Genomic DNA, 26,077 nt, shown 5'->3' on the forward strand with positions numbered 1-26,077 from the left:
TTTAGTCCGTAATTTATTCCGGGAGGTTAATGACGTGAAAAAAGAACTTAGCTTATGGTTAAAGCTGTTAATCGCAATCCTGATTGTTCATACGATTGGAGCCGCCGCCGTACCGGGAGACGGGAGTCAGGCAAAAGCGGCAAGTCCGGGACCGGATGATGGAGGCCTTATTGCAGAAGACGAGATGAACAGCTTGTCTCTTGTTCATGCTTCGCAGGATGTGGCGGCAATAGACTCTTCCGTCAGTCCGCTGGTTAGCCCGACGGATGTAGAAGGCGACCCATTCCTATTCGCCTCGAACGGCGGCAATCCCGAGATTGTCTACAAGAAGGGAGATATCCGTTCCTTCGTGCTTGTGGCCTATCGCGATCCGCAATCGCAAGGCGAAGGCTTCAGCTTCTCGGTATCCAGCGATGGCGCGGCCTTCACTTCGATCGAACCGGCCGTAGTGAACGAAGGCGCAAGCGAAGGCTCGTTGGACAGGTTGGTCTACGAGTGGCATGGGGCGGCGAATGCGAATTACCTCAAGCTTGCCTGGAACGGTGGAAGCGGTACGTCCGCTCTGTATGCTAGCAAGATCAGAATAGGCTACACAGGAGGCGTATGGACGGAGGATGCGGGATTCCGCCTGACTGCCACCTCCGACCTTCATCAGCCTGGCGGCTGGGAGACGAGATACGCGAAGCTGGGTGCAGGAGCTGCGCCTGACTTGACAGTCAGCATCGAGAGCGGAGGCGGCGCTCCAGGCTCCTATGTGAAGCTGGCCGACCAATCGGCCGCTTCGGAAGGCATGGCGCTGATCGGCCAGACGGTTTCCCTGCCCGACTTCTTCAGCGGGCCGGAGGATTTCACCGTATCGCTGGATTACCGCTTGTTCGGCTCGGGAGCGAGTCAGTCCCATTCACTAAGGCTGGTTATTCTGCCTGTACCGGTCTGGAACCAGCTGTCGCAGACAGCGAACGCCGCCGACACATACAACCCGTCAAGCGAGCTGTATGCTTATATGCTTTATGACGGGACGGGATCGGCGGATCATGTGAAGGAGTGGAGCCGCGTCACCACGGAAGGGCAAGACATAGCCGCAGCCCTGCAGGGGTATGCCGGCGACGATGTCGTCGTGGCGATCGCCATGGAAGCCGCATCGGGACATACGGATGAGGCGCACATCGACAATGTCGAGATCAATGCGGGAGAGATGACGTTGTCCCGGCCCCACTTCGTTGCGGTGAAGGCCATCCGAGACCGCCTGTTCGGGTACCGCTGGGCAAGCGATGTGCTGCAAGCTTACCGGGACCGATACGATATATGGCTGACGCGCGATATCGCCTTAATTCCCGATTCCAGCTACATCTGGGAGAATCGCTTCAACGATCCTGACTACAACGTTCCGCTCGTCTATGAATATATGTCCTATCAGGATATACTGGCGAGCGGCTACGATTACGACACGTATTACCAGATTGCCGAGTTCGAATCTCCGGGTCTGGACCCCGGCGATCCGTCCGACGATTACATCATCAGCTCGCAGAATACGGACCCCAATGTGATGGATCAGATTACTCGAGGCTGGTATGCGAAGTGGATAACGGATCATACGAATGCGGCCAAATATTTGGCGTACCTCTATATTCTGACAGGCGAGTCGGCCTATGCCGAGAAAGCGGCGGAGATCGTGAACGAATTCGCGGCGAAGTATCCGCAATACGAGGAGCATGACGTGGTGGAGCCCGCGCGCGACTTCGCGACCAGGCTATTTTACTCCCCCTTGAATGAAGCCGCTTACTTCGTGACGCCGATGGTGTTCGCCGTGGACAGCTTGTACAATTCCGGCGAGTTCAACGAGGCTGACAAAGCGGCTATCCGCACCGACATGTTCTATCCCGCGACAGACGCCATCAAGTTCAGTCATCGCATGAACAATTTTCAAGTTATTCAGAATACGGCGCTGGGCTTGACCGGCTACCTCTATGACGACAGCGGCCTCATATCCGATGCGCTGCTTGGTTATGCCCCGTCGAAGCAGGACGGAACGGCGCTGGGCATGTTCGACGGTCTTTTGGAACTGGGCGTAGGGGAGGACGGCTTCTGGTTCGAGGGATCGCCGAGCTACCACAGCTTCGTGCTGAAGCATTACATTTACCTGGCGAATGCGGCTCTTCGGTTCGGCAGCGAGGATAGGCTTAATCTGTACGAAGGGAATGAGCGGTTCAAGTCCATGTTCGACGCGCTGCTTCGGCTGCCGTATCCGGACTTGACGCTGCAGGCGAACAACGACTCTGTATATAAGCCCAATCTGCTGACGCCGATGTATCTCTGGATGATGGAGACGGCTGACCGGGCCTACAGCGATATCGATTCCAGCTATCGGGAATATATGAATCAGGCTTACGGCATGGCTTCCGTATCCCGAAGCGACGCGGAGCTATACTCGCTGTTGTTCGGCTATGCGGCAATACCGGAGACAAGCGAGCCGTTCCTGCTATCCGATGCGAACATGACCGGGCTGGGAAGTCTGCTGACCCGCAATCACGTCGGCGGCGAGACGTACATGAGCACGCTGGACTACGGTCCGCATACCGGCGGTCACGATCATTATGACAAGCTGAATGTCACGACATACGGAAACGGAAGAGTATGGCTTGACGATCTGGGCATGAGTCCTTACGGCACGGTATCCGCGGAGCAATATTACCGGAAGTCCGCGGCGCATAATACGGTCGTCGTACCGGATAAGCTGCAAGCCGGCATGGGGGGCTCCTTCCTTGCGCAAGGTCATACCCGTTCCATGCACTTCAGCGCAGCTTCCGCCGACGGCATCTATCCCGACGTCCAGCAATACCGCCGTGCGGTCATTATGGTCGACGACTGGATGCTGGACGTATTCAAGCTTCGCACATATGACAGTATCACATTCGACTGGTTCGCCCACGTTCCGGAAAGCTCGATGAATCTGAGCTTGCCTGTTACAGCAGCAAGCGGCATGCTGGGAAGCTCGGAAGGCTATCCATTCATTGAACTGCAAGCCGAAGCATTCACTTCCGGCAATTGGCATGCAGAGTTCACCGATGCTGTAGACAGTCAGAATCGATACCGGATTACGATGTTGAACGATGCGCCGATGCAAGTATATGAATCGCGCTCCTTCGGAAGGGCGAATATGCCGGGCGTGCAGACACCGGTATTGACGGCCCGCCAGACGGTCAATGGTGCAGGCGAGTTCGTCGCGCTCCATGAGTTCTCCCCTGGAGGCAGCCAAGGCATTGCGAGTGCCCAGGTTACGGAAGAGGGAGTAGAGGTGGCAATGTCGTCCGGCGAATCGTATCATCTGCAATACGATATAAGCCACGCTACAGAAGAGACAAGCTTCAAGCTGGTCAAGCAGGATAGCGGCGGAGCGGTGACAAGGTTGGAGATCGCCAACGATAACCGCTTGTCTCTGGATGGCCGCATCTATGCGAGCAGCGACCAAGTGCTAAGCGGATTGTCGGTCGAACACGGCAGCGGCGGTACGGTCGACATTGCGAATACCGTTCAAGAAGACTCGAACGCACAGAAGACGCTGACCAGCTTTACCTTCTATTATGGCGCCGGTACATTGAACGAGGTAAGAGTGGATGGCGTTCCCGCAGGCTTCAGCCGGGATGGAGACTACGTGACGGTACAAGCGCCAATGGCGGCCAGACCGACATTAAGGAATCGGCAATTCACGCTGAACGCATCGGAGGATGCTTATGCGAAGGAGGTGGAGCCGGATCGGGTGCTGGGCCACTATACGACGCTTGGCTTGAGAAATTCGGGCACCTCCAGTGCCAGCATGGCGGCGTATCTGAAATTCGATCTGGGCACGTATACCGGCAATCAGGTGAATGAAGCCAAGCTTCGCTTCTATGCCTATGACAATGCCGCCCCGTATAACCCGATAGAGCTCGCCGTATACGGCATAGCGGACAATGGCTGGTCGGAGGAATCTCTGACGTGGAACAATGCCCCTCTGCTCGGCAAAGACCAGTCCGGCAAGACGGTGGTAACGGACATGGGAGTGTCGTCATGGTATATCGACAAGGTCAGCTTGGCCGACGGCAATTACAGCTGGTTCGAGGTCGATGTGAGCGCATTCGTGCAGGAGCACGGGGGCGGCGGAGAGATAAGCTTTATCGTGCTGCCGGAAGATCAGGGATATAGCGACTGGATATTCATGACCAGCAAGGAGAGCGGAACCAGACCGCCTCAATTAATGCTGCGGGAGCACGAAGATCTGGCAGTGGTGGAGACCGGTTATATCCGGGGAGGTCAATATGAGCATCAGCAGATGGATGGCACTGTTCTGGCGGAAGTGATGGATGCGCCGATCGCTGATGACGACAGAATAACCTATATGAAATTCGACATGGGCGGTTATTCCGGCAGCGAATTGGGCAAGGGCATCCTGCAGTTCCGGGCGTCCGCTCCGGGAGCTGTCGGCAGCGTTGCCGTCTCTGTATACGGCATCACGGATGACAGCTGGACGGAATCATCGCTAACCTGGGCGAATTCGCCCAATCATGCCGAAGGGGATACAGGGATCACGGGAGTCGGGGATACAGCGATTCCGATTGCAACCCTGTACGTAGACAGTGAAGAACGCACATATGCGGTGGATGCGACGCGATTCCTTCAAGGCAGATTGTCTTCCTCCCATGCCTCCTTCCTGTTAACGGACTTGCAGGACGGCAATGTGCTGGTGAAGGTTGACGGGCGTCTGGGACCGGAGCCTCCGGTATTGTCTATGTACGAGCCAGTCAAGGAGGAGGTGCAGGAAGCGGCCTTCATCTGGGGAGGAAGCTATGCGGACGGCAACTACGAATATTCCTCCCATCTTGTTGTCAAGAATGCCGCAGGAACCGGAGCGGACCGCAAATCATACATCAAGCTCGACTTGTCCGGCTTGAAGACCGAGCGGGTGAATCGGGCGCTGCTCAGGCTTTACGGCAAAAACAGCACTTCGCCGGAGGCAACTCCCGTTAGTGCATATGGCATACTCGACAATAACTGGTTGGCAGATGCGATTACGTTCAACGCTGCGCCTAACCATGATCCCTTAAGCGGGAATGTGACAGGTATCGGCACAACGGCTTATTTGCTGGATACGGTCGAAGTAAACGGAACGGCCGGATATTACGAATGGGACATTAGCGATTTCCTGTACACGGCGTTAAAGAGGGGGGAGTCGGAGCTGAGCGTTGTGCTGGCTATTGAAGAGGAGTACGGAACAAGTTATATCGACTTCAACAGCCATCATGGCATCATTCCGCCGTTGCTCCTGTTGGAGCACTAATGGCGGCAATCTTGCGATAATGTCGGCCGAATGTGAAGGCGACTTGTAATCATTAGTTGAAAGTGCCTGCTTTTTGCATCACCTTGTTCCTAGAAGAACTTGGGATGCTGGAGCGGGCACTTTTTCTAAGGTGGCGTTCGCGAGGGCGACCTTCTGCCAAGGAGTGATAAGCATTCTTATACACTATGAAAACACATGATACATACCAGCTCCTTCGTGCGAAGCGTCTACCTAATGGCGGAAATGAGGGGGGATAGCGAAGATAAGAGCAGTTGCAACCGTTAGCTCCACATTCTTTAATTTCCGTACTCATATATGAAATAATCGGACTATCTATCGCGGGAATAGTAGCTATACAATGAAGGTGTAATCTACTATTTCTATCGAAGGGAGAGAGTTTATGTGAGAAGGGCTAGCTATCTGTTCGGTTTTGTTATGGCAGTCGTCATGCTCTCGATGGCGGGGGCTATACCGCCGCCGGCTCATGCATCCGCAACGGGCATGATCAAGCGGGTGTACACGGACAAGGCGAGGTACGCCCCCAGCAGTACGGCCACAATTAAAGTGGAGCTGACCAACGATTCCGGTTCCACCTTCAGCGGCAATGTCAATCTGGCGATTCACCATCTCGAGACGCAACTCCACACCGACTCCACAGCAATCAGCCTTCCCAATGGCAACTCTACTACAGTGACCTTCACCTGGACGACACCAAGCACGGATTTCAAAGGATACTTCGTACATGTAACAGCCGGCTCCGCTTCGGGAGCGACCGCCATAGACGTATCCAGCGATTGGACAAGATTCCCTCGCTACGGCTATATGGCGGAGTTCCCCAATGAGTCTTCGACCGTAACGGATGCGCGGGTGCAGCGCACGATCGAGGACTACCACACGAATGCGTTCCAGCTGTACGACTGGATGTGGCGGCACGAGAACAATATCAAGCGGACGGGAGGTGTCATTGACAGCTCCTGGACGGACTGGAGCGGCAAGCATACGATGTACTGGGCGACAATCCAGAATATGATCTCCTCCATGCACAATTACAACGCTGCAGCCATGCCTTATACGATGAGCTATGCGGCGCTCAACAACTATGAGGCGATCTCCGGCGTCAGTCCGGAATGGGCGATGTATGAGGACAGCGCGCATATGAATCCACTGGGCTTCGATTTCGTCGACAACAACCCGGATACGTGGCTCTGGCTGTTCAATCCCGGCAGCGCCGGTTGGCAGAACCATATTTATGGTGAGTACCGGGATATGATCTCTACGGCGGGCTTCGATGGCATCCATCTGGATCAGATGGGCGAACGCCCGGACCCCTACGATTATTACGGCAATGTGATCGATCTGGACAACAGCTTCTCCAGCTTCATTAACAATCTGCGCGCCAATCTGGACAGCAACGGCATGTCCGACAAGGTGATTACGTTCAATAACGTGGACGGAGCGGCGGAAGGCTGGGCGTTCGACGATGTGACTAAGAACGCGGATTACGACTTCACGTATACCGAGATCTGGGGGCACGCCAACGATTATATCGAGCTGAAGGGACTAATCGACAAGGCAAGGCGCAACAACGGGCAGAAGGCTGTCGTGCTGGCTGCTTACATGAATTATGAGGAGAATAGCGGCACGACCTACGAGGCGGAATCGGCGACGCTAAGCGGCGTATCGACGAATAACAATCACGCCGGCTATACCGGCAGCGGCTTCGTGGACGGCTTCGGCGATACGGGCGACTATGTGCAATTCAGCATTACCGTTCCGGAGGAAGGCTGGTATGGACTGGTATTCCGATACGGTAACGATACCGGCGCCAACAATACGCGCAGTCTGTATGTGGATGGCAACTTCGTCAAGCAGATCGACAACTTCCTGGATCAGGACAGCTGGGGAACGTGGAAGTTCGATGCGTCCCATACGGTATGGCTGACAGCGGGCTCGCATACAGTGAAGCTCGCCAAGGATGCCGGCGATACGGGCTTCATTAACCTGGACAGCTTGACGCTGGGCACATTCGACGAAGACGCTGTCCGGCTGACCAGCGCGGCTATCGCCGCTTCCGGCGGATCGCGCATCGAGATGGGAGAGGGCGACCAGATGCTGGGCCATCCGTACTTCCCGAATCGGGCCAAGCAGATGCGAAGCGGCTTGAAGGAAGCGATGAAGAACCATTACAACTTTATAACGGCGTATGAGAATCTGCTGTACGACAAGGATGTCTTCAACACTGATTCCGGCAGCCAGTTCGTGGAGATCGCGGGCCAGCCTGTCGCAGGCAACGGAACGGCGGGCAACATCTGGCACTTCATGAAGCAGAGCGACGATTACAATATTGTGCATCTGATCAACTTGAAGAACAGCACGGACACGGATTGGCGTTACTCCGATGATACGCCGACGACGCTTACGAGCTTGGCGACGAAGGTGTATGTCGGCGACAACGAATCGGTATCGGGCGTCTATCTGGCATCGCCTGATATTGCGCTGGGCGCGACGCAATCGCTCTCTTACACGACAGGCACGGACAGCAAGGGCAAGTATGTCTCGTTCACGATTCCTTCGCTGCAGTATTGGGACATGATCTATATGAAGCGAACCTTCACGGCGCCTACGAACGATCTGTACGAAGCGGAGAATGCCAACAAGGTCAATGTAGGGGTGAACAACAATCACTCCGGCTACTCCGGCACCGGCTTCGTGGACAACTTCGCGGACAATGACGGAGTAACATTCACTGTGAAGGCGGCGCAAGACGACGATCAAGTGCTGCTGTTCCGCTATGCGAACGGTGGATCGGATGCGACGAGAGACATATTCGTCGACGGTAATTATGCCGGAACGATCGGCTTCCCGTCTACCGGCAGCTGGAGCAACTGGTCGACCTCGGAGCTGACCGTCTCGCTGAAGAAGGGCATTCATACGATTACGATATGGAAGAATGCGGCCAATACCGGGGCCATCAATCTGGACTATCTAGATTTGGACAAAACGTATGTGTGGCAGTTCGATCGGCAGATTACGTCGGTGCCGGCAGGCTACCGCATTACGTTCCGCACCGGGGCTTCCGGCTGGGCGCATCAGGGCGTGAACAACTGGACGAATGTGGTCGACGTCATGATGAGACCGAACGGATCGGGCGACGCGCTGCTGGATCACGAGACGTCGGTAGGACCGTTCACGACCGGCACGACGGTGGACTTCACATTCCTGTGGGACGATAATGGGAACGGCATACTAGAGACGGGAACGGATCGCTGGGAAGGCACAGATTTTGAAATAACGGTCAGTTAATCGAAAGGGGTGCCATATATGACGGGTAAAAGGTATGGACAAGGAATGAGAAGATCGGCGCTGTTCGCACTCGCTCTCTCGCTTATGACCGCGCTGCTGCTACCGGCATCGGGACCGAGGGTATCCGCTTACGTCAGTGCGCTCGGCAATGTGATCGGCGTCACTGCAGCCGCCGATTCGCTGTCTCTGACAATCGACAACGGTGCGGAGCCGAATGACGACATGCTTATCTTCGATATATTGCGAGACGATATCGTGAAGGTGTCATATCGGCCGAACAATGTGACGCCGAGCGCCGATACGCCGATGATCGATCCCACCAAGACGTGGACGACGGTCGGCTCGACCATCGACACATCGGGAGATCCTATCGTCATCACAACGTCGAAGATGAAGGTGGAAATCGCCAAAAACCCTGCCCGCGTAACAATTAAAAAGGCGGACGGCACGACACTGCTATGGGAGCCTGCGGCAGGCGGTGTCTTCTACGACGGCGTTCGCTTCCAGCATCATACGAGCCACAACGTCTACGGCATCAGAAGCTATAACGCCAACGAAAGCGCGCCTGACATTATTCGCAATTCCAGCACTCATCCCGCGCATGCCGGCCATCAAGGAGATTCCGGCGGACCGTTCATCTGGTCGACAGCGGGATACGGCGTCCTGGTAGACAGCGACGGCGGCTATCCTTACACCGATAATACGGGCAAGCTGGAGTTCTACTATGGCGGTACGCCGACAGAGGGACGGCGCTACAGCAAGACGGACGTGGAGTACTATGCGTTCGTCGGCAGTCCGGATGAGATTATGGACGGCTTCTCGGAGGTAACGGGCAAGGCGCCGATGCTGCCGAAGTGGTCGCTCGGCTTCATGAACTTCGAGTGGGATACGAATCAGACCGAGATGACGAATATGGTGGATACGTACCGCGCCCGCAACATTCCGATCGACGGCTACGGACTGGATTACGACTGGAAGAAGTACGGGGAGACCGGCTACGGCGAGTTCGCCTGGAACACGTCGAACTTCCCTGATGCCGGCACCACTGCGCTGAAATCGACGATGGATGCCAAAGGGATCAAGATGATCGGCATTACGAAGCCGAGAATCGTGACCGAGGATGCCAGCAATACGCGAACGAGCCAATACTACGATGCGGATACGGCAGGGTATTGGTATCCCGGGCATAGCGAATACTCCGACTACTTTATTCCTGTGCTGGTAAGGAGCATCGATCCCTATAACGCAGGCATGCGGTCATGGTATTGGGATCATTCCGAGGCGGCTTACGACAAGGGCATCGTCGGCTGGTGGAACGACGAGACGGACAAGGTGTCATCCGGCGCCGCCCAGTGGTGGTTCGGCAACTTCACGACCGGCCATCTGTCGCAAGCAATGTACGAGGGACAACGCGCTTATACGAGCGATGCGCAGCGGGTATGGCAGACGGCAAGAACCTATTATCCCGGAGCGCAGCGCTATGCGACGACGCTGTGGTCCGGCGATATCGGCGCCCAGTTCCAGATGGGCGACAAGGTAGGCTGGGCTTCAGGCATGAAGGAGCAGCGGACAGTTATGCTGTCCTCCGTGAACAACGGACAGCCGAAGTGGGGTATGGATACGGGCGGCTTCAATCCGAACGACAGCAATCCAAGTCCGGAGCTATATGCCAGATGGATGCAGTTCGCCGCGCTTACCCCGGTATTCCGCGTCCACGGCAATCTGTATCATCAGCGGCAGCCGTGGTTCTACGGCAATACGGCGGAGGAAGCGGCGAAGGCGGCCATCCATCTGCGCTACTCGCTCATTCCGTATATGTATGCTTACGAGAGGAGCACGTATGAGACGAACAAGGGCCTTGTACGACCGCTTATTTTCGACTACCCGACAGATGCCAATGTGAAAAATTATGTAGACGCCTGGATGTTCGGTGACTGGATGCTGGCGGCGCCGGTCGTCGATGAAGGGCAGACCGTGAAGCCGATCTACTTGCCGGCGGGCACGTGGACGGATTATTTCACCGGCAAGGTCTACTCCGGAGGACAGACGATTCAATATCCCGTCAACGCCGAGACATGGTCGGACATTCCGCTGTTCATTAAGAAGGGGGCGATCATTCCTTCACAGGATGTGCAGGACTATATCGGCCAGAGCGCGGTGACGACGGTCGATGTGGACGTGTTCCCGGATACGGCGGCGACGAGCTTCACTTATTATGACGATGACGGCACCAGCTACAATTATGAGAGCGGCTCTTACTTCAAGCAGGACATCAGCGCGCAGGATAACGGCGGCAGCGGCATTAACGTGAATGTCGCGGGCAAGTCGGGCTCTTATACGCCGGCCGTCCAGCATTATGTGCTGAAGGTGCATGGCAAGGCGGGCACTGGCGTGACCAGCAACGGGTCCGGACTGACCTCTTACGCGGATCTGGACGCTCTGAGGGCGGCCAGCGGTGAGGGATGGACGACGGGCGAGGATAAGTATGGGGATGTCACCTACGTCAAAGTAGCGGCAGGCAGTGGCTCCGCCAAAAGCGTCGTCATTAGCGGCAACGCAGCCGCTTCCTCCTCCACGTTCAAGCTGGAGGCGGAGGATGCTTCGCTGTGGGGTGAGACGACGGGTACGATGGCTAAGGTGAATAATAATCATGCCGGATACTCCGGAACGGGCTTCGTCGACGGCTTCGACAACACAGACGCCGCGGTCACCTTCTATGCCGATGTGAAGGTAGGCGGCACTTACAATGTTGACCTTCGCTATGCGAATGCGACGGGCGCGGCCAAGACGGTCAGCATCTTCGCCAACGGCAAGCGGGTGGCGCAAGCGTCGCTGCCGCATCTGGCGAACTGGAGCACCTGGTCGAAGGTGAGCGAGAGCATTCCGCTGGAAGCCGGCCGCAACACGATTACTTACCGCTATTACGCCGATGCCGGCGACACCGGCAATATCAATCTGGATTATATCGAGGTGCCGAAGGAGCCGATTACGGCGAAGTACGAGGCGGAGAGCGCGGAGCTGTCCGGCGGAGCTTCCGTGAATGAGAATCATCAGTTCTATAGCGGCAAGGCGTTCGTGGACAGCATGACGACTGTAGGGACAGCCGCTTCCTTCAAGGTGGATGTGCCTACAGCCGGCAATTATAACGTCTCGCTGCGCTATGCCAACGGTACGGGCAGTACAAAGACGCTCAGCACATATGTGAACGGAGTCGATGTAGCGCAAGCGAGCCTCACAAGCCCGGGCGCCAGCTGGGATGTATGGCAGGATAATGTGCAGACGTTGACGCTGGCAGCGGGTACGAATACGATTGCGTTCAAATATGACGGAGCAGACAGCGGCAATGTCAATCTGGATCGGCTGCTGGTGTCGGCAGGTACGCCGGCTGTACCGTTCGAGGAGCTGAATCTGCTGGATAACGGAGACTTCGAACGAGCTGGCGGATACGGCAGCAACTGGACAGAGTGGCATCCCGGCGGGCAGGCGCTTGCGTACGGTGTGGACAGCGGTTCGGGCTCTCATCCGCCGCAATCCCCTTGGACAGAGAATAAGCGGGCGTACTTCTATTCCGCCAGCGCATATCAGCAATCCATTCATCAGGTGGTGAACGTGCCGGTGAACAACAGCTACTACAAGCTGGAAGCGTGGGTGCGCATGCAGTACGCCAATCCGACGACGGCACGGGCGGAGATAAGCGGATACGGCGGCACTGCTTTATACGAGAATATAACCAATGACGGCGTGTGGAAGTATATCAGCATCGACAATATTTACGTGACCAGCGGACAGGTGGACGTAGGCTTCTATCTGGACTCGCCTGGCGGAACGGTGCTTCATATTGACGATGTGCGCTTGACGAAGGAATAAGAGCTTCTGTTGACAGAAGAATGGTCATAAGGGAATGAATAAAGGAATGCCCCCGGCAGATTGTTCTGCTCGGGGGCATCCCTTTGCGCCTGTAGAAGTGGGAAGAGAAGTCTGAAGTAGGTGCAGAGATTGATCGAGTTGGCACAACAGGTGGCGCAGAGGCAGCTAAATCGATTCTATGTCATTAGTGAAACCATAATTATCTTTCTAGGACACCGCAAATGGATTTAGTACAGTTATATCAGGCTATATCATAAAAAATCGCTAAAATCGTCAGAAAGAGTAGCATGAAATCCATTTATTTGTGGCAAGTAGGATCATTTCAACGAAAATAATGACATGAAATCCAGTTAGTTAATCGACTGGGGATTGAATTCATTGGCGACGACTCTTCTCCTGATACTCGCCCGGCGGCATGCCGAAGTGCTGCTTGAATACGTAGGAGAAGTGCTTGACGCTTGTGTAGCCGGCTTTCTCCGCGACGTCGTACACCTTCTCGTCCGGCTTCGCTCGGAGCAGGGAGGCCGCATGCTCCATGCGCACCCGGGTCAGGAACTTGATATACGATTCGCCGGTGTTGCTATGGAACAGGCTGCTCAAATAGCCGGAGGACATATTCATCTTCTCCGCAATAAGCGCAAGGCTAAGCGGTTCGGAGTAATGAGACAGAATGTAATCCTTTACTTTCGTCACTATATCATGCTCCTTGCCGCTGTGCTCCTGCAGCGCATGCTCCGCATTCCTCCAATAGCCGTCGTATAGTGGCTCCAGCACTTCCCGCAGCAGCTGTGCGGCATCATCTGTATGGTAAGCAGCCGCCGTACACCGCTGCTTCAGTTGCTTCAGGGAGCGATACACGGCCTCCTGAGCAATCATTCGCTCTCCCGCCCGGCTGTTCGACGCCAAAGCTTCGAGCATATAGACGCCTAGACGAAGAAGTTCGATTCGATTAATGGGACCTTCCGTCTTCGTCAGCTTGAGAAGGGAGGTGTGAAGCTGCACTTCATTATTATCGCGCAATGCGCCTTGAACAGAAGAGATATCCTTGTCCAGCTGCCTGACTCGCTCGTCCAGATCGGCGTTGTCGGCAAGTAGCTCCGCTGAGGAGAGAGGAGCTGCGAATACGCTGTGCTTCAGTGTCTGACAAGCTCTCCGGTAAGAGATGCCAAGCTGCAGCACATCCAGCTCAGAGAAGCCGCGAGCGCCCCACAGCCGCAATCCGGTCATGGAGGAGATGCTGTCGGACAGTCGGCGGAACAGCTCAGCGCATCTTCGGCTGACATTGTCCGCATCGTCCCCTGGAACCAGCATGACCGTTCTTTCCTCATTGTCGATGAAGGCGATGGTTCCTGCTTCCGCTTCAGCAAGCTCCATGGCCGTCTGATGAACAATGTAGCGGTACAGGGCGTAGTCGCTGGGGGAGATATCGCGCTCCAGCATGGCGCATCCGTCCAGCTCCACGACCAGCATGGCGCCTTCCGCTTCCAGCAGACTGAGCTTCAGCCGGTGAAGGATGGGATACAGCATCCGGATCTCGCTGTTGTTGTCATAAGCGACGGCGCGCAGGAAGTTGCGGGCGACGCCTTCGCGAGACTGCTCCGACAGCGCCTGCAGCGTCTTCACAGCCGTCTTGCTTGCGGCTTCGGCGGCTAGCCTCCCGGCCAGCTTATCCAGCACGGAGGCCAGCTCCTCGTTCACAATTGGCTTTAGCAAGTAATCATTCACGCCGTAAGCCATCGCTTCCTTGGCCATGGCGAATTCATCGTAGCCGGACAAGATGATGATGTGAGGACGGTCTCTGCGCTCCGACAATTGACGGGCGAGCTCCAGCCCCGACAAGCCTGGCATCTTGATATCCGTAATGACAAGATCGATACCTTCCATTCCATCTATAACAGCCAGCGCTTCTTCGCCGTCGCCGGCTTCTCCGACACATTCCCAGTGTTCGCTAAGCTGTCCGGCATTGGCCTTTATATAATTGCGGGTAAGAGGCTCGTCGTCAACGATAATCAGCTTATACATGTCTGGTCTGCTCCTTCGCTGCGGTATAGGGGATAGCTAAAGTGACGGTCGTTCCTTCGCTCAGTGCGCTTGCTACGCTTAAACCATAGGCATCGCCGTATTTGACCTTAATCCGCTTGTTCACATTAATCAACCCGATCCCCGCATGCCGCCGGTCGGCGCTTCCGCCGGCTTCCGCCGAATCGTCCAGCTTCCGCCGAAGCTGCAGCAGCGCATCACCGTCCATTCCCGGCCCGTCATCCTGTACGACAATAAGCAGTCGGCCGTCCCGGGTGGAGGATACGACGGTGATCGTCGTCGGCTCCTTCTTCCGCTCGCAGCCATGCACGACGGCATTCTCCACGACGGGCTGGAGCAGCAGGGCAGGGACGGGGTAATCCGTGAGCGAGGGATCGATGTCAATCCGGTAATGGAGCCGTCCTTCGTAACGGCTGCTCTGGATGCCCAAGTAGGCGTGGAGCAGCTCGATCTCTTGCCGCAGCGTAATTTCCTTGTCCCACTGGGACATGCCGCGAAGTATGCTGCTCAGGCCGTTAATATGCTGGATCGCTTGCCCGCTCTTGCCGGATTGCATCGACAGGCTAATCAGGTTCAGCGTGTTGAAGATGAAGTGCGGCTGGATCTGGCTGAACAGGGCATTGATTTGCGCTTCCTGCTGCAGCAGCTTGGACTCGTACACCTCCTTGACCAGCGACGTATTCTCCCGCAGCATCTCGCCGATCCGGCCGACCAGCCGGTTGAAGGCGAACCCCAGATAGCCCATCTCATCGCGGCGGCTGCTCTGGAAGGTGACGTCCAGCCGGCCCAGCTCCACCTCCTTCATCAGCTTGACGATGGCGAGCAGCGGCTTCAAGAAGTGACGGACCAGCAAGACAAGCACAATTAATGCAATGAGGGCGCCGCTGATGGACAGAAGCAAGGCGTTATTGCGGGTGCGAATCGCTTCCCGGTTCATGTCGGATATGGAGTTCACGGCGACGATGTGCCACTGCATGCGGGGAATGGTTGTACTGTTGACGATATATCCTTTATGCGACGCGGCGTTCCGGTCGGACAGGACCGACAGCGCAATGTTTTTGTGCAGGGGATTAGAGGCGTAGATGAATTCGCGCTGCTCGTCCAGAATAAACAGCCCTCCGCCTTCGCTCATTTTGGCTTTCTCCATAATGTCTTCGATGCCTTTATAGTTGGCGTCGGCTTTGATCACGCCGAGTATATGCTGGGAATTGCTGATGCTTCTCAATTGCTTGACAACCGAGAATACCTGCACATTGCCGCTGCTGCGTATGAATTCGTTGTCGCGCGCCGAGACGAAGATGTATTCCTGGGATGCCAGCGCCCGCTTGTACCAATCGTAAGCCTCCATATTCTCGTCTGGCACAAGCTTGGTAGGGAGACGGGCGCTGGAGTAGATGGCGTCGGTGACGATGGAGACGCGGAGAATGTCTTCGCGAGGATAGATCATCATCTCGTCCAGGAAATTCTCGATCAGTCTCCGCTTCTCCAGCTGCGCCAGCTCTGTCTTGGCCGGCGGCTCTTCCAATGCTTGCATAATGCCCGCATTGCGATAGGGGAACAAGGTCAGCCTGTACAAGTCGTCCAGGTACGTATCCATGTTCAGGGATACCTGATCAATAATTTGCTGCACCTTGTCGGCGGATTGCTGCTGGAAGTCTCGGGTGTAGCGCGTATAGGACAGATAGGATGCGAAGAAGACGGTGAGGAAGAGCAGCAAGCCGGTCATCATGATCAGCTTCGATACAATGCTCCATTCGCTGAATTTCCACAATCGGAATGACGGTTTCATAACTATCGCTCCTCTTCTCCTCGCTAATGCTTGCCGCAGATTCACTCATTGAAAGGCTTACATTAATTGTTATGTTAACCCTGTCCAATTGTAAAGCATATCTGAAAAAAACGTACCTTCTTCGTGAATCTTCGGTATTTCGTCGACATGGTAATCGCTGTAAGCTTATGGTGTAGCATCAATACAACCTTGGGGGAGGAAATACAGTGAAACGCAATAAGTGGATTTCATTTGTAAGCATTATGCTCATCCTTATGTTGAGCGCGGCGTGCAGCTCCAATAACGGAGGGAACAATAAGAACGCTGCAACGGAGAAGCCGGCTACCAATACGGAGACGAAGCAGTCGGCGACAGAGAAGCCGAAAGAGAATGTAACGCTGAAATTTTTCACGGGAAAAGTAGAGACAGTGGACCTGATGAATGAGCTGATCGCCAAATTCGAAGCCGATAATCCGGGCATTAAAGTGGAGCAGGAGTATCAGAAGGATGCCAGCAATGTCATCAAGGTCAAGTTCGCTTCCGGAGATGTGCCGGATATTACAACCGTGTACGCGCAGGATTATGTGGATCAAGGGAAATACCTGGATCTGTCGAACGAGTCGTTCTGGTCGCGCGTCCTGCCTGCCATCAAGGAGCTGAACACAGACATCAAGACGGGCAAGCAATTCCGCGTAGCGACGAACGTGACGATGGCGGGCATTTTCTACAATAAGAAAGTGTTCGAGGAGCTGGGATTGCAAGAGGCGCATACGTGGGAGGAGTTCAAGTCCAACCTGCAAGCCATTAAGGACCAGAAGCCGGACATGACGCCGATGTTCCTGGCGGGCAAGGATTCCTGGACGCTGGGCCATCTGATTGAATTCATGGCGCACGGCGTGATCAAGCAGAAGTACGGCGTGGCGGAAGCGCGCGCGGCATTCATTAACAATGAGTCCGACAAGCTGCAGTTCGATGTGGCCGGCGGAGGCATCGATGCGTTCGCAGGCAGGCTGATGGAGCTGAAGGAAGCGGAACTAATCAACAAGGATGCGCTGACTGCGACTTACGATAACCAGAAGGAAGCGTTCGTGAACGGACAGTCCGCGTTGTTCAGTCAAGGCATGTGGGTGCTTGGGGATCTGTTGAACATGAAGCCGGATATGGCGGATACGATCGGATTCTCTCCATTCCCGGCCATTGCTGACGGCACGCAGCCCGTCACGCTGTCAGCGGAAGATTCCGTCTATGCCATAACTGCGGAATCGAAGCATCCGGAGGAAGCGAAGAAGTTCCTGGAGTTCCTGTTCCAGCCGGAGAACTTGAAGGCGTATAGCGAGTTCCTGAAGTCTCCGCCAGCCTTCACAGATGTCAGCGCTGATTGGGGACCGCTGAAGGATCAGGCTGCCGCAGCATTGGAAGCGGGTGTCAACATTGCCTTCACGGATACGCCGTCGGGCTTCTCTGGAGATGATGCGGGCCGTATGGTACAGGAGCTGCTTGCAGGCAAGTACAAGGATTCGCAGGAGTTCGCCTCCGCCTACAAGGAAGCTTGGGATAAAGCCTGGAACGCTACGAATAAGTAAGGAAACCTTTAACGATTGTTTTTTTAAATAATAGGGCAGGTGGGAGAGACCATGCGCGTATGGATCAACAAACTAAATGCACGACTACATCACTTCATGGCGGTTCCTGCGATCCTGCTGTTTGGCTTGTTCTTTCTCTACCCGCTTACGCAGGGCGTTGGCATTGCACTAACGGATTCCAACGGCATAACTACGCCCAACTTCGTCGGATTGCAGAACTTTATCGATTTCTTCAAGGATGACCGGGCGCGCAACGATGTGCTTATTACGATTTATTTCGCGCTGGGCAGTGCGCCGCTGCTGAACTTGTTCGGGCTGATGTATGCACTGTTCCTGGACCGCAAGCTGGCAGGAAGAGGCTTCGTAAGAGCGGTCGTCTATCTGCCGGCGGTCATCAGCCCGCTTATAATGGGGTATATATGGTACTTCATTCTTCAACCGGAGAGAGGTTATCTGGCGCATGTGCTGGAGGGGCTGGGCCTTGGCTTCCTGGATGTGAACTGGCTGGGCGAGAGCTCCTCGGCGCTTATCGTGCTGGTCGTAGTGAACGTGTGGCAATATGTAGGGATGACGATGATCATCTATTTGGCGGGATTGCAGGGTATATCGGCGGACTTCTACGAGGCTGCCAGGATTGATGGAGCAGGGAAATGGGCGTCGCTGCGCTATGTGACGCTGCCGCTTCTGTATCCGTCGATCAAGATTAATGTCGTGACCAATATTATCGGCTCCTTATCCGTATTCGAGATTATCGTCGCCTTGACGGATGGAGGACCGGGCTATGCGACGGAGTCGCTTAGCATCTACATTCTCAGAATGCTGTACGGAAGCTTCACGGGTTATTCCACAGCCGTTGCGCTGATTCTGTTCGTCATCATCCTTATTCCCGTCGTGCTCTTCCTGCGTATTACACGAAAATCCGAATACGAGCTGTGAGAGGGAACTGCTATGAAGATGCCAGAAGTACTTAAAGTGATTTTAAAATATGGGATCGCGGGGATGATGGTCATCATCTCCATCATCCCTTTCTATGTTCTGTTGTACCTGTCGCTGAATTCTCCGTCTGGCAGCATGTTCCAAGGCATGTTCCTGATGCCGGACTTCCACTTGAACAATTTCGCCGACGCCTGGGAAGGTTCCAAGCTAGGGAAGGCGATGATGAACTCTATCATTATTACGTTCAGTGCCGTGACGGTCATTGTATTCGTAGCCAGCTCCGCGGGCTACTCCATCGCCAGGTTCCGCAGCAAGGGCAATATCGCCATCTTCAACACCTTGCTGGCTTGTCTGATGATTCCCGCTATTATTATTACGGTGCCGCTCTATACGCTGATGAAATCCATTGACGGCATTAACACCCACTGGGCGATGATATTGCTGACGGCGACGAACGCGCTGCCGCTGTCCGTCTTCTTGTATACGAGCTTTATCCGGACGCAGCCGAAGGAGATCGAGGAATCCGCCGTTATAGACGGCTGCACGTACTTTACCGCCTTCTGGCGGGTGACGTTCCACTTTCTGCGTCCCGTCACATCTGCGGTAGTCATTCTAACGGGGCTAGGTATCTGGAACAACTACGGTCAGGCGGTATTCTTCCTGCAGAGTCAGGAGATGCGCACGATTCCGCTGGCGGTCAGCATGTTCTTCCAAACATACGGAGCGAAGTGGAATCTGATGGCCGCGGCGGCGCTGATCGGCCTTGCTCCAGCGGTACTGGCATTCCTTGTATTCCAGCGTTTCTTTATTAAAGGCATTACTGCGGGTGCTTTGAAAGGATGACAGATGAAATGAACAATAATGGGAATATGGGCAGTGTCCAGCTTCTTGATTGCTATCCAGCGAAGGCGCAATACGACAGCGGCAGCAAGGTGACGCTACTCCTGGAGCTGCTGAATGGAACCGGCGAAGAGCGCGCTGTGACGGTGCGTTGTACGGTATGGGAGCTGGATGCCATGGCGGAACAGCAGGAATGGGTGTTGATGCTGCCCGCTGATGACGTTCCTGTCGGCCATCGCATGGAGGTTGGACCGTTCGTCACGGATCGAACGGGCTACGGCGTTGAGGTAGAGCTGCTGGAGAATGGAGCGGCTGCAGGAAGGGCCGCGACCGCATTCGATGTCGTATCGGATTGGCGGCTGGCGCCGCGCTACGGCTTCCTTAGCGACTTCGGAGCGGAGGAGCTGGGCGACCGGTCGGATGTGGATTGGATGGCCAAGCTTCATCTCAATCTGGTGCAGTTCTACGACTGGATGTACCGGCATGACGAGCTGGTCAGCGACGAGGAAGAATATACTGATCTGATGGGGCGCAAGGTAAGTCGCCCCGTAGTGGAAGAGAAGATTGCGCTTTGTCACGAGCACGGCATGAAGGCGATCGCTTACGGCGCGATATACGCGGCCAGCAAGACGTTCGCCGACCGCCATCCCGAATGGCGGCTGTATACGAGCGCGGGAGAGCCGTATGATTTTATCGGGATCTTTAATATTATGAATATTTCGCCCGATAGTCCCTGGCACGGCCATATTGTGCAGCAGTATCGTGAGACGGTGGAGCGGCTGGACTTCGACGGCATTCATATGGACACGTACGGCTTTCCCAAGACGGGCTGGTCCCGGCTAGGCGGCACTCCCCGGCTGGAGCGGCTAGAGGAGCAATTCCCGCTATTAATCGAAGCGACCAGAGAAGAGCTGACGCAGGTGAGAGAGGATATATGCCTCATCTTCAACAATGTAGGCAATTGGCCGGTAGATACGGTTGCCACAGCGAATCAGGATGCCATCTACGTAGAGGTGTGGAAGCCGTATGAGCGTTACCATCAGCTGCGGGAGATTATTCATGCCGCTAATCGTCACAGCGGCGGCAAGCCGGTAATACTGGCCGCTTACTTGAAGCCGTTCCGCGAGCCGGGTGCAATAGGCGAAGCGGGGGCGGAGCATGCCTTCCGCCTGCTGAATGCGACCGTAACGGCGCAAGGGGCTTATCATCTGCTGCATGGCGAGTATGGCGGGGTGTTGACGCAAGGATATTATGTCGATCATTCCAAGCTCAGGCAAAACTTTATGCGCACTGTTCGCGACTATGCCGACTTCGGTGTCCGCTATGGACATGTCCTTCATGACGAAAGGCTGCGTGATGTCTCCATGACCCATGCCGACGGTGATAATCTGGAATACAGCTTCTCGGGATTTCCATACAGCACCTATGGAGAAGCGGGCAAGGTATGGACGGTTATTCGGGAGCATGCCGGCTTGAAGCTCATCCATTTCATTAACTTGGCTGCCAGCAGCGACGATTACTGGAATGAGTCCAAGGAAGCGCCGCGAGAAATTCAAGGGCGCACCGTATCCGTTGCGGTAGATGGAGAAGTGGCTGCCGTGCTGCTGGCCACTCCCGATGAACGGGAAGGTGCACCGCTGCGGCTGGACTATCGGGAAGAGACAACTGCTCGGGGCCGCTGTCTTGTGATGGAACTTCCGCCGCTGCTGTACTGGGATATGCTGATTGTGCGGATGAAGGATGAATGATGATGGATGGAAGATAGCACGGAGGATGAAGGACTGGAGGATGAAGAAGGATAGTGTGAATGATCAAGGACTGAAGGATGAAGAAAGATAGTGTGAAGGAAAGAAGAGTAATGAAATTGGAGAGGGTCGCCTACCGATTGAATCGGTAGGGGGCTCTTTTTATGCATGAAACTGCGCTTAGGAATGATGCAGTTGGATAGATAGTGGGGCTGTAAGTAATGTGATCTTGGTTGGAGGGTGGGGGGTAGCTAATCTAGGAGCTGCAAGGCATGTGGCATCGGTTGGAGGGTGAGAAGTAGCTAGTTTAGGAGTTGTAAGGCATGTGGCATCGGTTGGAGAAAAAGGAAATGGGTGAATGGAGAGTGGTAGGCTGTGTGATCTTGGCTGCAGAGTGGTCCGTTGGTAAAGTGTGGCTGTAAGCGGTGTGATGGCCGACTTGTCACCTGTGCAGTGCAGAAGCAAGAGCGGATGTAAACGCCATCAACGTATCTATCCACTACGCTCACCAGCGTTATCCACTTTCACATCTAGTTGAAATCCTGCGAATGAGTGAGCATTCGTAAGAAAAACTCTTAAATACGAGGGACGGTTGCACGGTTGCCTGAGTATCTCTGTGAGAAATAGGCTCCGTGGCGCTCGTTACAGCAAAAAAGTGGGCTTGGAGATGAAATAAGCTCGATGGCAACCGTAAGAGCATCAAAAAGGAATGTCCTGGCAACCGTAAGAGAGTCGAGTAACATCCTGGAAACTGTAAGAGTGTAAATGCTGGCGCCTTCCATGGTTCAGCAGCTGCCTCCGGAGACGATGAAGATGGCGGTCGTAGTCGTGGCTACCTTGCCCGTCCTCATCGTCTATCCATTCCTGCAGAAGTACTTCATTAAGGGCACGCTGATTGACGCGATTAAAGGCTAGGACCGCTTCGCAGCATCTCGATGAACCGTTCCGCGGCGAGCGGCAGCGCCGTATCGCGACGGACGGCGAGGCCGATGCCGCGGGACGGCAGCGGCTGCTCCAGCTGCAGTCGGAACAGCTTGCCGCTCCGCAGCTCCTCGTCCACGAAGGAGCGGGTGATGAAGGCCGCGCCATAACCTTGCCCCGCGAACTCCGCAAGCAGATCGACGCTGCCCAGCTCCATGTCCGGCTTCACCGCCCGGCCTTGCGCGGCGAACCAGCTCTCGACATGCGTTCGCGTGCTGCTCCCCGGCGACAGGAACAGCAGCGGCAGCTTAGCCAATTCCTCAGTCGACAGCATACGGCCGGCATATGTCCGGTAGCGTGAACCGACGACGAAGCAATCCTCCAGCTCGGCCAGCGGCTCGATGTGGAGTTGCGTATCGTTCAGAGGCATATGCACGATGGCGCAGTCAATCGCTCCGTCCTTGAGGCGCCGTGCAATATCCGGCGTCTTGCCGTGGGATAGCCGGATGCGGATGCCGGGATGCTCCTGATGGAACTGGTTCAGCTGCGGCAGCAGCATGTGCTTGATCAGAGAGTCGCTTGCCCCGATCCGAATCTCGCCCTCCTCCAGCCGCTTCAGGTCGTTCGCATGGCGCTCCGCCGCCTCCAGCAGGGAGAAAGCCTGCTCCACATAGGGCAGCAACGCTCGCCCTTCCTCCGTTAATTGCACGCCTTTCGACAGCCGGTGGAACAGCCGGAGACCAAGCGCCTCCTCCATTTGCTTAATGCCGTAGCTGACAGACGGCTGCGTAATGAGCAGCTCCTCGGCAGCCTTCGTTAAATTCCCCTTCCGGGCCGTATAGAGAAACATGCGGTACCATTCCATTTGGATCATATGGTATAGATCACCTCTATGACATCATTTGATTATTACGATTTCATTTATTTCATAACAATCATTATAATGGGATTAACTGAAATGAGCAATCGAGGAGGAGACGTTATGCAGCCGTTCATTCAACCGCCTTCCGGCGATCTGGAGGCGCGCTCTCCCTGGTCTGTTATGGATGAAGCCAAAGAGGTGCTAATTGGCAAGTCGAGTGCTCCAATACGTGGCGACATCATCGTTCCGGGCAGTAAAAGTCTGACGAACCGTGCGCTCATCATGGCGGCATTGGCGGAAGGTACGACAAGGATAGAAGGCCTGCTGAGAAGCGATGATTCCTACTGGTGCATCCAGAGCCTGAAGCAGCTGGGCATAGCCGTTAAGGTGGAAGGTGATACGGCAATGGTGGAAGGATGCGGCAGCAAGTGGCCGCATGTATCGGGAGAGATCTACGTAGGCGCTGCCGGTACAGTCGCCCGTTTCCTGCCGGCTGCTCTGGCTGCTTCAATGGAAGGCTTCTGGACGCTGACGGGGAGCAAGCGCATGAGCGAACGGCCGATCGGACCATTGCTGAAGGCGCTGGAGGAGCAAGGAGCAGGCTTGACCTACGGGGGAGCGGAGCGCTGTCTACCGTTCACGCTGCAAGCACACGGATTGAAGGGCGGCAACGTTACTTTGCCGGGCTCGACTTCCAGCCAGTTCATTAGCGGATTGCTGCTGGCCGCGCCTTATGCGGCTGAGCCGTTAGTGCTTCATATCGAAGGAGAAGTTGTACAGCGCGAATACGTGGAGATGACGCTGGAGATGATGCTTACATTCGGCATCTCGCCGGAGGTGTCGTCGGATGGCAGTGTCATCGCCGTCCCGAAGGGGACGTACAGGGCGCAAGACATTCAGCTAGAGCCGGATGTATCCACTTGCGGCTACTTCTGGTCGCTCGCCGCTCTGACAGGCGGGCGCATAAGGACAGTGGGCATTCATGCCGATAGCACGAGGCAGCCGGATATTATGCTGCTCGGTGTGCTGGAGCGTATGGGATGCACGGTCATTAAAGGAAACGGATTCGTGGAGGTGCAGGGGCCGGAACGGCTGGAAGGGGGATTCGAGCTCTCCATGAGAGAATGCTCCGATCAGACGCTTACGGTTGCCGCCTTGGCGCCATTCGCCAGCGGCCCAATCTCGTTGAAGGATGTGGCGCATATCCGGCATCACGAATGTGATCGCATTGCGGTGATCTGTACGGAGTTGCGCAAGCTTGGCCTGACCGTCAAGGAAGCTGAGGACGGATTAACGGTCTATCCGGGGGTGCCTGCGCCGGCTTTGCTGGATTCCCATGACGACCACCGCATGGCGATGTCACTATCCCTGATCGGCATGATGAGCGGCGATATTCGTATCAGCAATCCCGGCTGTGTATCTAAGACATGTCCGGATTACTTCGATCGGCTGATCGGGCTTGGATTGGACGTGCAAATGCGATAAGACATGCTGCTCTTGCATGTGAATGGTATAATGCATAATACAACGCTTAGAAGAGGATGATGAGAAATGGCTGGCAATACGTTTGGCGAGATGTTTCGGATTACGACCTTTGGAGAATCGCATGGAGAATCGGTAGGGGTCATCGTGGACGGGGTTACACCCGGCGTTGAGATAGACGAAGCATATATTCAAGTGCAGATGGACCGCAGAAAGCCCGGACAGTCCTCCGTCACGACGCCGCGCAAGGAGTCGGACACGGTCTATATTCAATCGGGTGTATTCGAAGGAAAGACGACGGGAACGCCCCTCTTTATTATTCTGCACAATAAAGATATGAGACCAAGCGCATACAGCGACATTCAGCATTCCTTCCGGCCGGGTCATGCGGATTTCACCTATCTGCAAAAGTATGGCTTGCGCGATCACCGGGGAAGCGGCCGCGCATCCGGCAGGGAGACGGCAGGACGCGTAGCTGGCGGTGCCATAGCACGTAAGCTGCTAGAGCGCAGAGGCGTGCAGGTGGTGGCCTACACGCAAGAAGTAGGCGGAATTGCGGGACGAACATTCGATGAATCGGTCATTGAACAGAATGCGGTTCGGGCTGCAGATCCGGAAGCGGCTGTGGAGATGATTCAGAAGATCGAGCATCTGGCGTCCATCGGCGACAGCTGCGGCGGCATAGTAGAATGCCGGATTCGCGGTGTGCAGCCGGGTCTCGGTGAGCCTGTGTTCGACAAGCTGGATGCAGAGCTGGCCAAGGCGATGCTGTCGATCGGAGCGGTGAAGGGAATCGAATTCGGAGCGGGCTTCGCCGCTGCTGCTATGCAGGGCAGCGAGCATAATGACGAGATGGACAGCGAAGGCTTCGTGACCAATTATGCCGGCGGCATTATCGGCGGCATCAGCACCGGCGAGGAGATCGTATTCCGCGTAGCGGTGAAGCCAACTTCTTCCATCTCATTGCCGCAGCAAACAAGAAACGTAGACGGAGAAGAAGTGGAGATTCGTACGATCGGACGCCACGATCCGTGCATCTGTCCGCGCATCGTTCCGGTGATCGAAGCGATGGCGTGCATCGTGCTTGAGGATCATTACAAGCGTCAGGCCGCGATGCTGGGCTAGTTGACCGCTACTTGACCGAACGCCGCCTCCCCGAGCTGTCCGTTCCGGCACAATTTCGGTTTTTAGCTTTCTCTTTTTCGGGTCATCGACAGCCTTTGTCAGTAGCAATCTAGCTAGACGTGAGGCTGGGTCTGGGCTGTCGATGAGCTCTGCCGGCCAGTGTTGGGGAATTGTATGATTTATCATACAAACTAACATTAAAGGTGTTCTAGAGTGGTTTTTTTGATCGAAAAATCGTACAAAATGATCGGTTGCTTGAATGGAGCAACCTTTTTTGTGTGAAACAAAAGC

Annotated in this window: 13 protein-coding genes; 10 read left to right on the top strand and 3 right to left on the bottom strand. The window is 55.2% G+C overall.

Annotated features, from left to right (window positions below; genetic code table 11):
• Nucleotides 1-34: 34 nt before the first annotated feature.
• The 3 genes from ACFQ2I_RS01740 (at nt 35) to ACFQ2I_RS01750 (ending at nt 12,484) form a co-directional block, all read left to right on the top strand.
• Nucleotides 35-5,314 (top strand): CBM96 family carbohydrate-binding protein, encoded by a 5,280-nt coding sequence (locus ACFQ2I_RS01740; protein WP_377561748.1) that lies wholly within the window; start codon nt 35-37, stop codon nt 5,312-5,314.
• A 402-nt stretch (nt 5,315-5,716) separates the two neighbouring features.
• Nucleotides 5,717-8,617, top strand: coding sequence for a glycoside hydrolase family 66 protein (locus ACFQ2I_RS01745; protein WP_377561749.1), 2,901 nt, complete (start codon nt 5,717-5,719; stop codon nt 8,615-8,617).
• 18 nt (nt 8,618-8,635) lie between these two features.
• On the top strand, nt 8,636-12,484 hold the full coding sequence (locus ACFQ2I_RS01750; RefSeq protein ID WP_377561750.1) for a TIM-barrel domain-containing protein: 3,849 nt from the start codon (nt 8,636-8,638) through the stop codon (nt 12,482-12,484).
• Between the two features lie 375 nt (nt 12,485-12,859).
• On the opposite strand, the gene ACFQ2I_RS01755 is transcribed toward ACFQ2I_RS01750, so the two are convergent.
• Both ACFQ2I_RS01755 and ACFQ2I_RS01760 read right to left on the bottom strand, forming a co-directional pair.
• On the bottom strand, nt 12,860-14,506 hold the full coding sequence (locus tag ACFQ2I_RS01755; RefSeq protein ID WP_377561751.1) for a response regulator: 1,647 nt from the start codon (nt 14,504-14,506) through the stop codon (nt 12,860-12,862).
• Nucleotides 14,499-16,313, bottom strand: a complete 1,815-nt coding sequence (locus ACFQ2I_RS01760) for a cache domain-containing sensor histidine kinase (RefSeq protein ID WP_377561752.1) — start codon at nt 16,311-16,313, stop codon at nt 14,499-14,501. The genes ACFQ2I_RS01755 and ACFQ2I_RS01760 overlap by 8 nt, the downstream gene beginning before the upstream one ends.
• A 206-nt stretch (nt 16,314-16,519) precedes the next feature.
• Between ACFQ2I_RS01760 and ACFQ2I_RS01765 the strand changes: the two genes are divergently transcribed.
• The 5 genes from ACFQ2I_RS01765 (at nt 16,520) to ACFQ2I_RS01785 (ending at nt 22,311) form a co-directional block, all read left to right on the top strand.
• A complete protein-coding gene (locus ACFQ2I_RS01765) occupies nt 16,520-17,875 on the top strand; it encodes an ABC transporter substrate-binding protein (protein WP_377561753.1) in 1,356 nt (451 codons plus the stop codon).
• A 51-nt stretch (nt 17,876-17,926) separates the two neighbouring features.
• Nucleotides 17,927-18,811 carry a carbohydrate ABC transporter permease gene (locus ACFQ2I_RS01770; RefSeq protein ID WP_377561755.1) on the top strand — a complete coding sequence of 295 codons (885 nt, stop codon included), beginning with the start codon at nt 17,927-17,929 and terminating at the stop codon, nt 18,809-18,811.
• Nucleotides 18,812-18,823: 12 nt separating this feature from the next.
• Nucleotides 18,824-19,654 carry a carbohydrate ABC transporter permease gene (locus ACFQ2I_RS01775; protein WP_377561756.1) on the top strand — a complete coding sequence of 277 codons (831 nt, stop codon included), beginning with the start codon at nt 18,824-18,826 and terminating at the stop codon, nt 19,652-19,654.
• A gap of 8 nt (nt 19,655-19,662) precedes the next feature.
• A complete protein-coding gene (locus ACFQ2I_RS01780) occupies nt 19,663-21,399 on the top strand; it encodes a glycoside hydrolase family 66 protein (protein ID WP_377561758.1) in 1,737 nt (578 codons plus the stop codon).
• Nucleotides 21,400-22,161: 762 nt separating this feature from the next.
• Nucleotides 22,162-22,311 carry a hypothetical protein gene (locus ACFQ2I_RS01785; protein ID WP_377561759.1) on the top strand — a complete coding sequence of 50 codons (150 nt, stop codon included), beginning with the start codon at nt 22,162-22,164 and terminating at the stop codon, nt 22,309-22,311.
• Here ACFQ2I_RS01785 and ACFQ2I_RS01790 read toward each other — a convergent pair.
• Nucleotides 22,301-23,191, bottom strand: coding sequence for a LysR family transcriptional regulator (locus tag ACFQ2I_RS01790; protein ID WP_377561761.1), 891 nt, complete (start codon nt 23,189-23,191; stop codon nt 22,301-22,303). The two genes, ACFQ2I_RS01785 and ACFQ2I_RS01790, sit on opposite strands and share 11 nt — an antisense overlap.
• A 108-nt stretch (nt 23,192-23,299) precedes the next feature.
• Between ACFQ2I_RS01790 and aroA the strand changes: the two genes are divergently transcribed.
• Both aroA and aroC read left to right on the top strand, forming a co-directional pair.
• Nucleotides 23,300-24,664 carry a 3-phosphoshikimate 1-carboxyvinyltransferase gene (gene aroA / locus ACFQ2I_RS01795; protein ID WP_377561762.1) on the top strand — a complete coding sequence of 455 codons (1,365 nt, stop codon included), beginning with the start codon at nt 23,300-23,302 and terminating at the stop codon, nt 24,662-24,664.
• Nucleotides 24,665-24,730: 66 nt separating this feature from the next.
• Complete coding sequence (gene aroC, locus ACFQ2I_RS01800) at nt 24,731-25,786, top strand: chorismate synthase (protein ID WP_262679105.1); 1,056 nt, start codon at nt 24,731-24,733, stop codon at nt 25,784-25,786.
• The last annotated feature ends 291 nt before the right edge of the window (nt 25,787-26,077 follow it).

Origin of the sequence: Paenibacillus chungangensis, from assembly GCF_042675905.1 — a bacterium.
GTDB classification, from domain to species: Bacteria; Bacillota; Bacilli; order Paenibacillales; family Paenibacillaceae; genus Pristimantibacillus; species Pristimantibacillus chungangensis.

Excerpts from the sequence above, each read along its gene's own strand:
- ACFQ2I_RS01750 (WP_377561750.1), top strand. The coding sequence starts at position 8,636 with ATGACGGGTAAAAGGTATGGACAAGGAATGAGAAGATCGGCGCTGTTC.
- ACFQ2I_RS01755 (WP_377561751.1), bottom strand. The coding sequence starts at position 14,506 with ATGTATAAGCTGATTATCGTTGACGACGAGCCTCTTACCCGCAATTAT.
- ACFQ2I_RS01760 (WP_377561752.1), bottom strand. The coding sequence starts at position 16,313 with ATGAAACCGTCATTCCGATTGTGGAAATTCAGCGAATGGAGCATTGTA.
- ACFQ2I_RS01770 (WP_377561755.1), top strand. The coding sequence starts at position 17,927 with ATGCGCGTATGGATCAACAAACTAAATGCACGACTACATCACTTCATG.
- ACFQ2I_RS01775 (WP_377561756.1), top strand. The coding sequence starts at position 18,824 with ATGAAGATGCCAGAAGTACTTAAAGTGATTTTAAAATATGGGATCGCG.
- ACFQ2I_RS01780 (WP_377561758.1), top strand. The coding sequence starts at position 19,663 with ATGAACAATAATGGGAATATGGGCAGTGTCCAGCTTCTTGATTGCTAT.
- ACFQ2I_RS01785 (WP_377561759.1), top strand. The coding sequence starts at position 22,162 with ATGCTGGCGCCTTCCATGGTTCAGCAGCTGCCTCCGGAGACGATGAAG.
- ACFQ2I_RS01790 (WP_377561761.1), bottom strand. The coding sequence starts at position 23,191 with ATGATCCAAATGGAATGGTACCGCATGTTTCTCTATACGGCCCGGAAG.
- aroA (WP_377561762.1), top strand. The coding sequence starts at position 23,300 with ATGCAGCCGTTCATTCAACCGCCTTCCGGCGATCTGGAGGCGCGCTCT.
- aroC (WP_262679105.1), top strand. The coding sequence starts at position 24,731 with ATGGCTGGCAATACGTTTGGCGAGATGTTTCGGATTACGACCTTTGGA.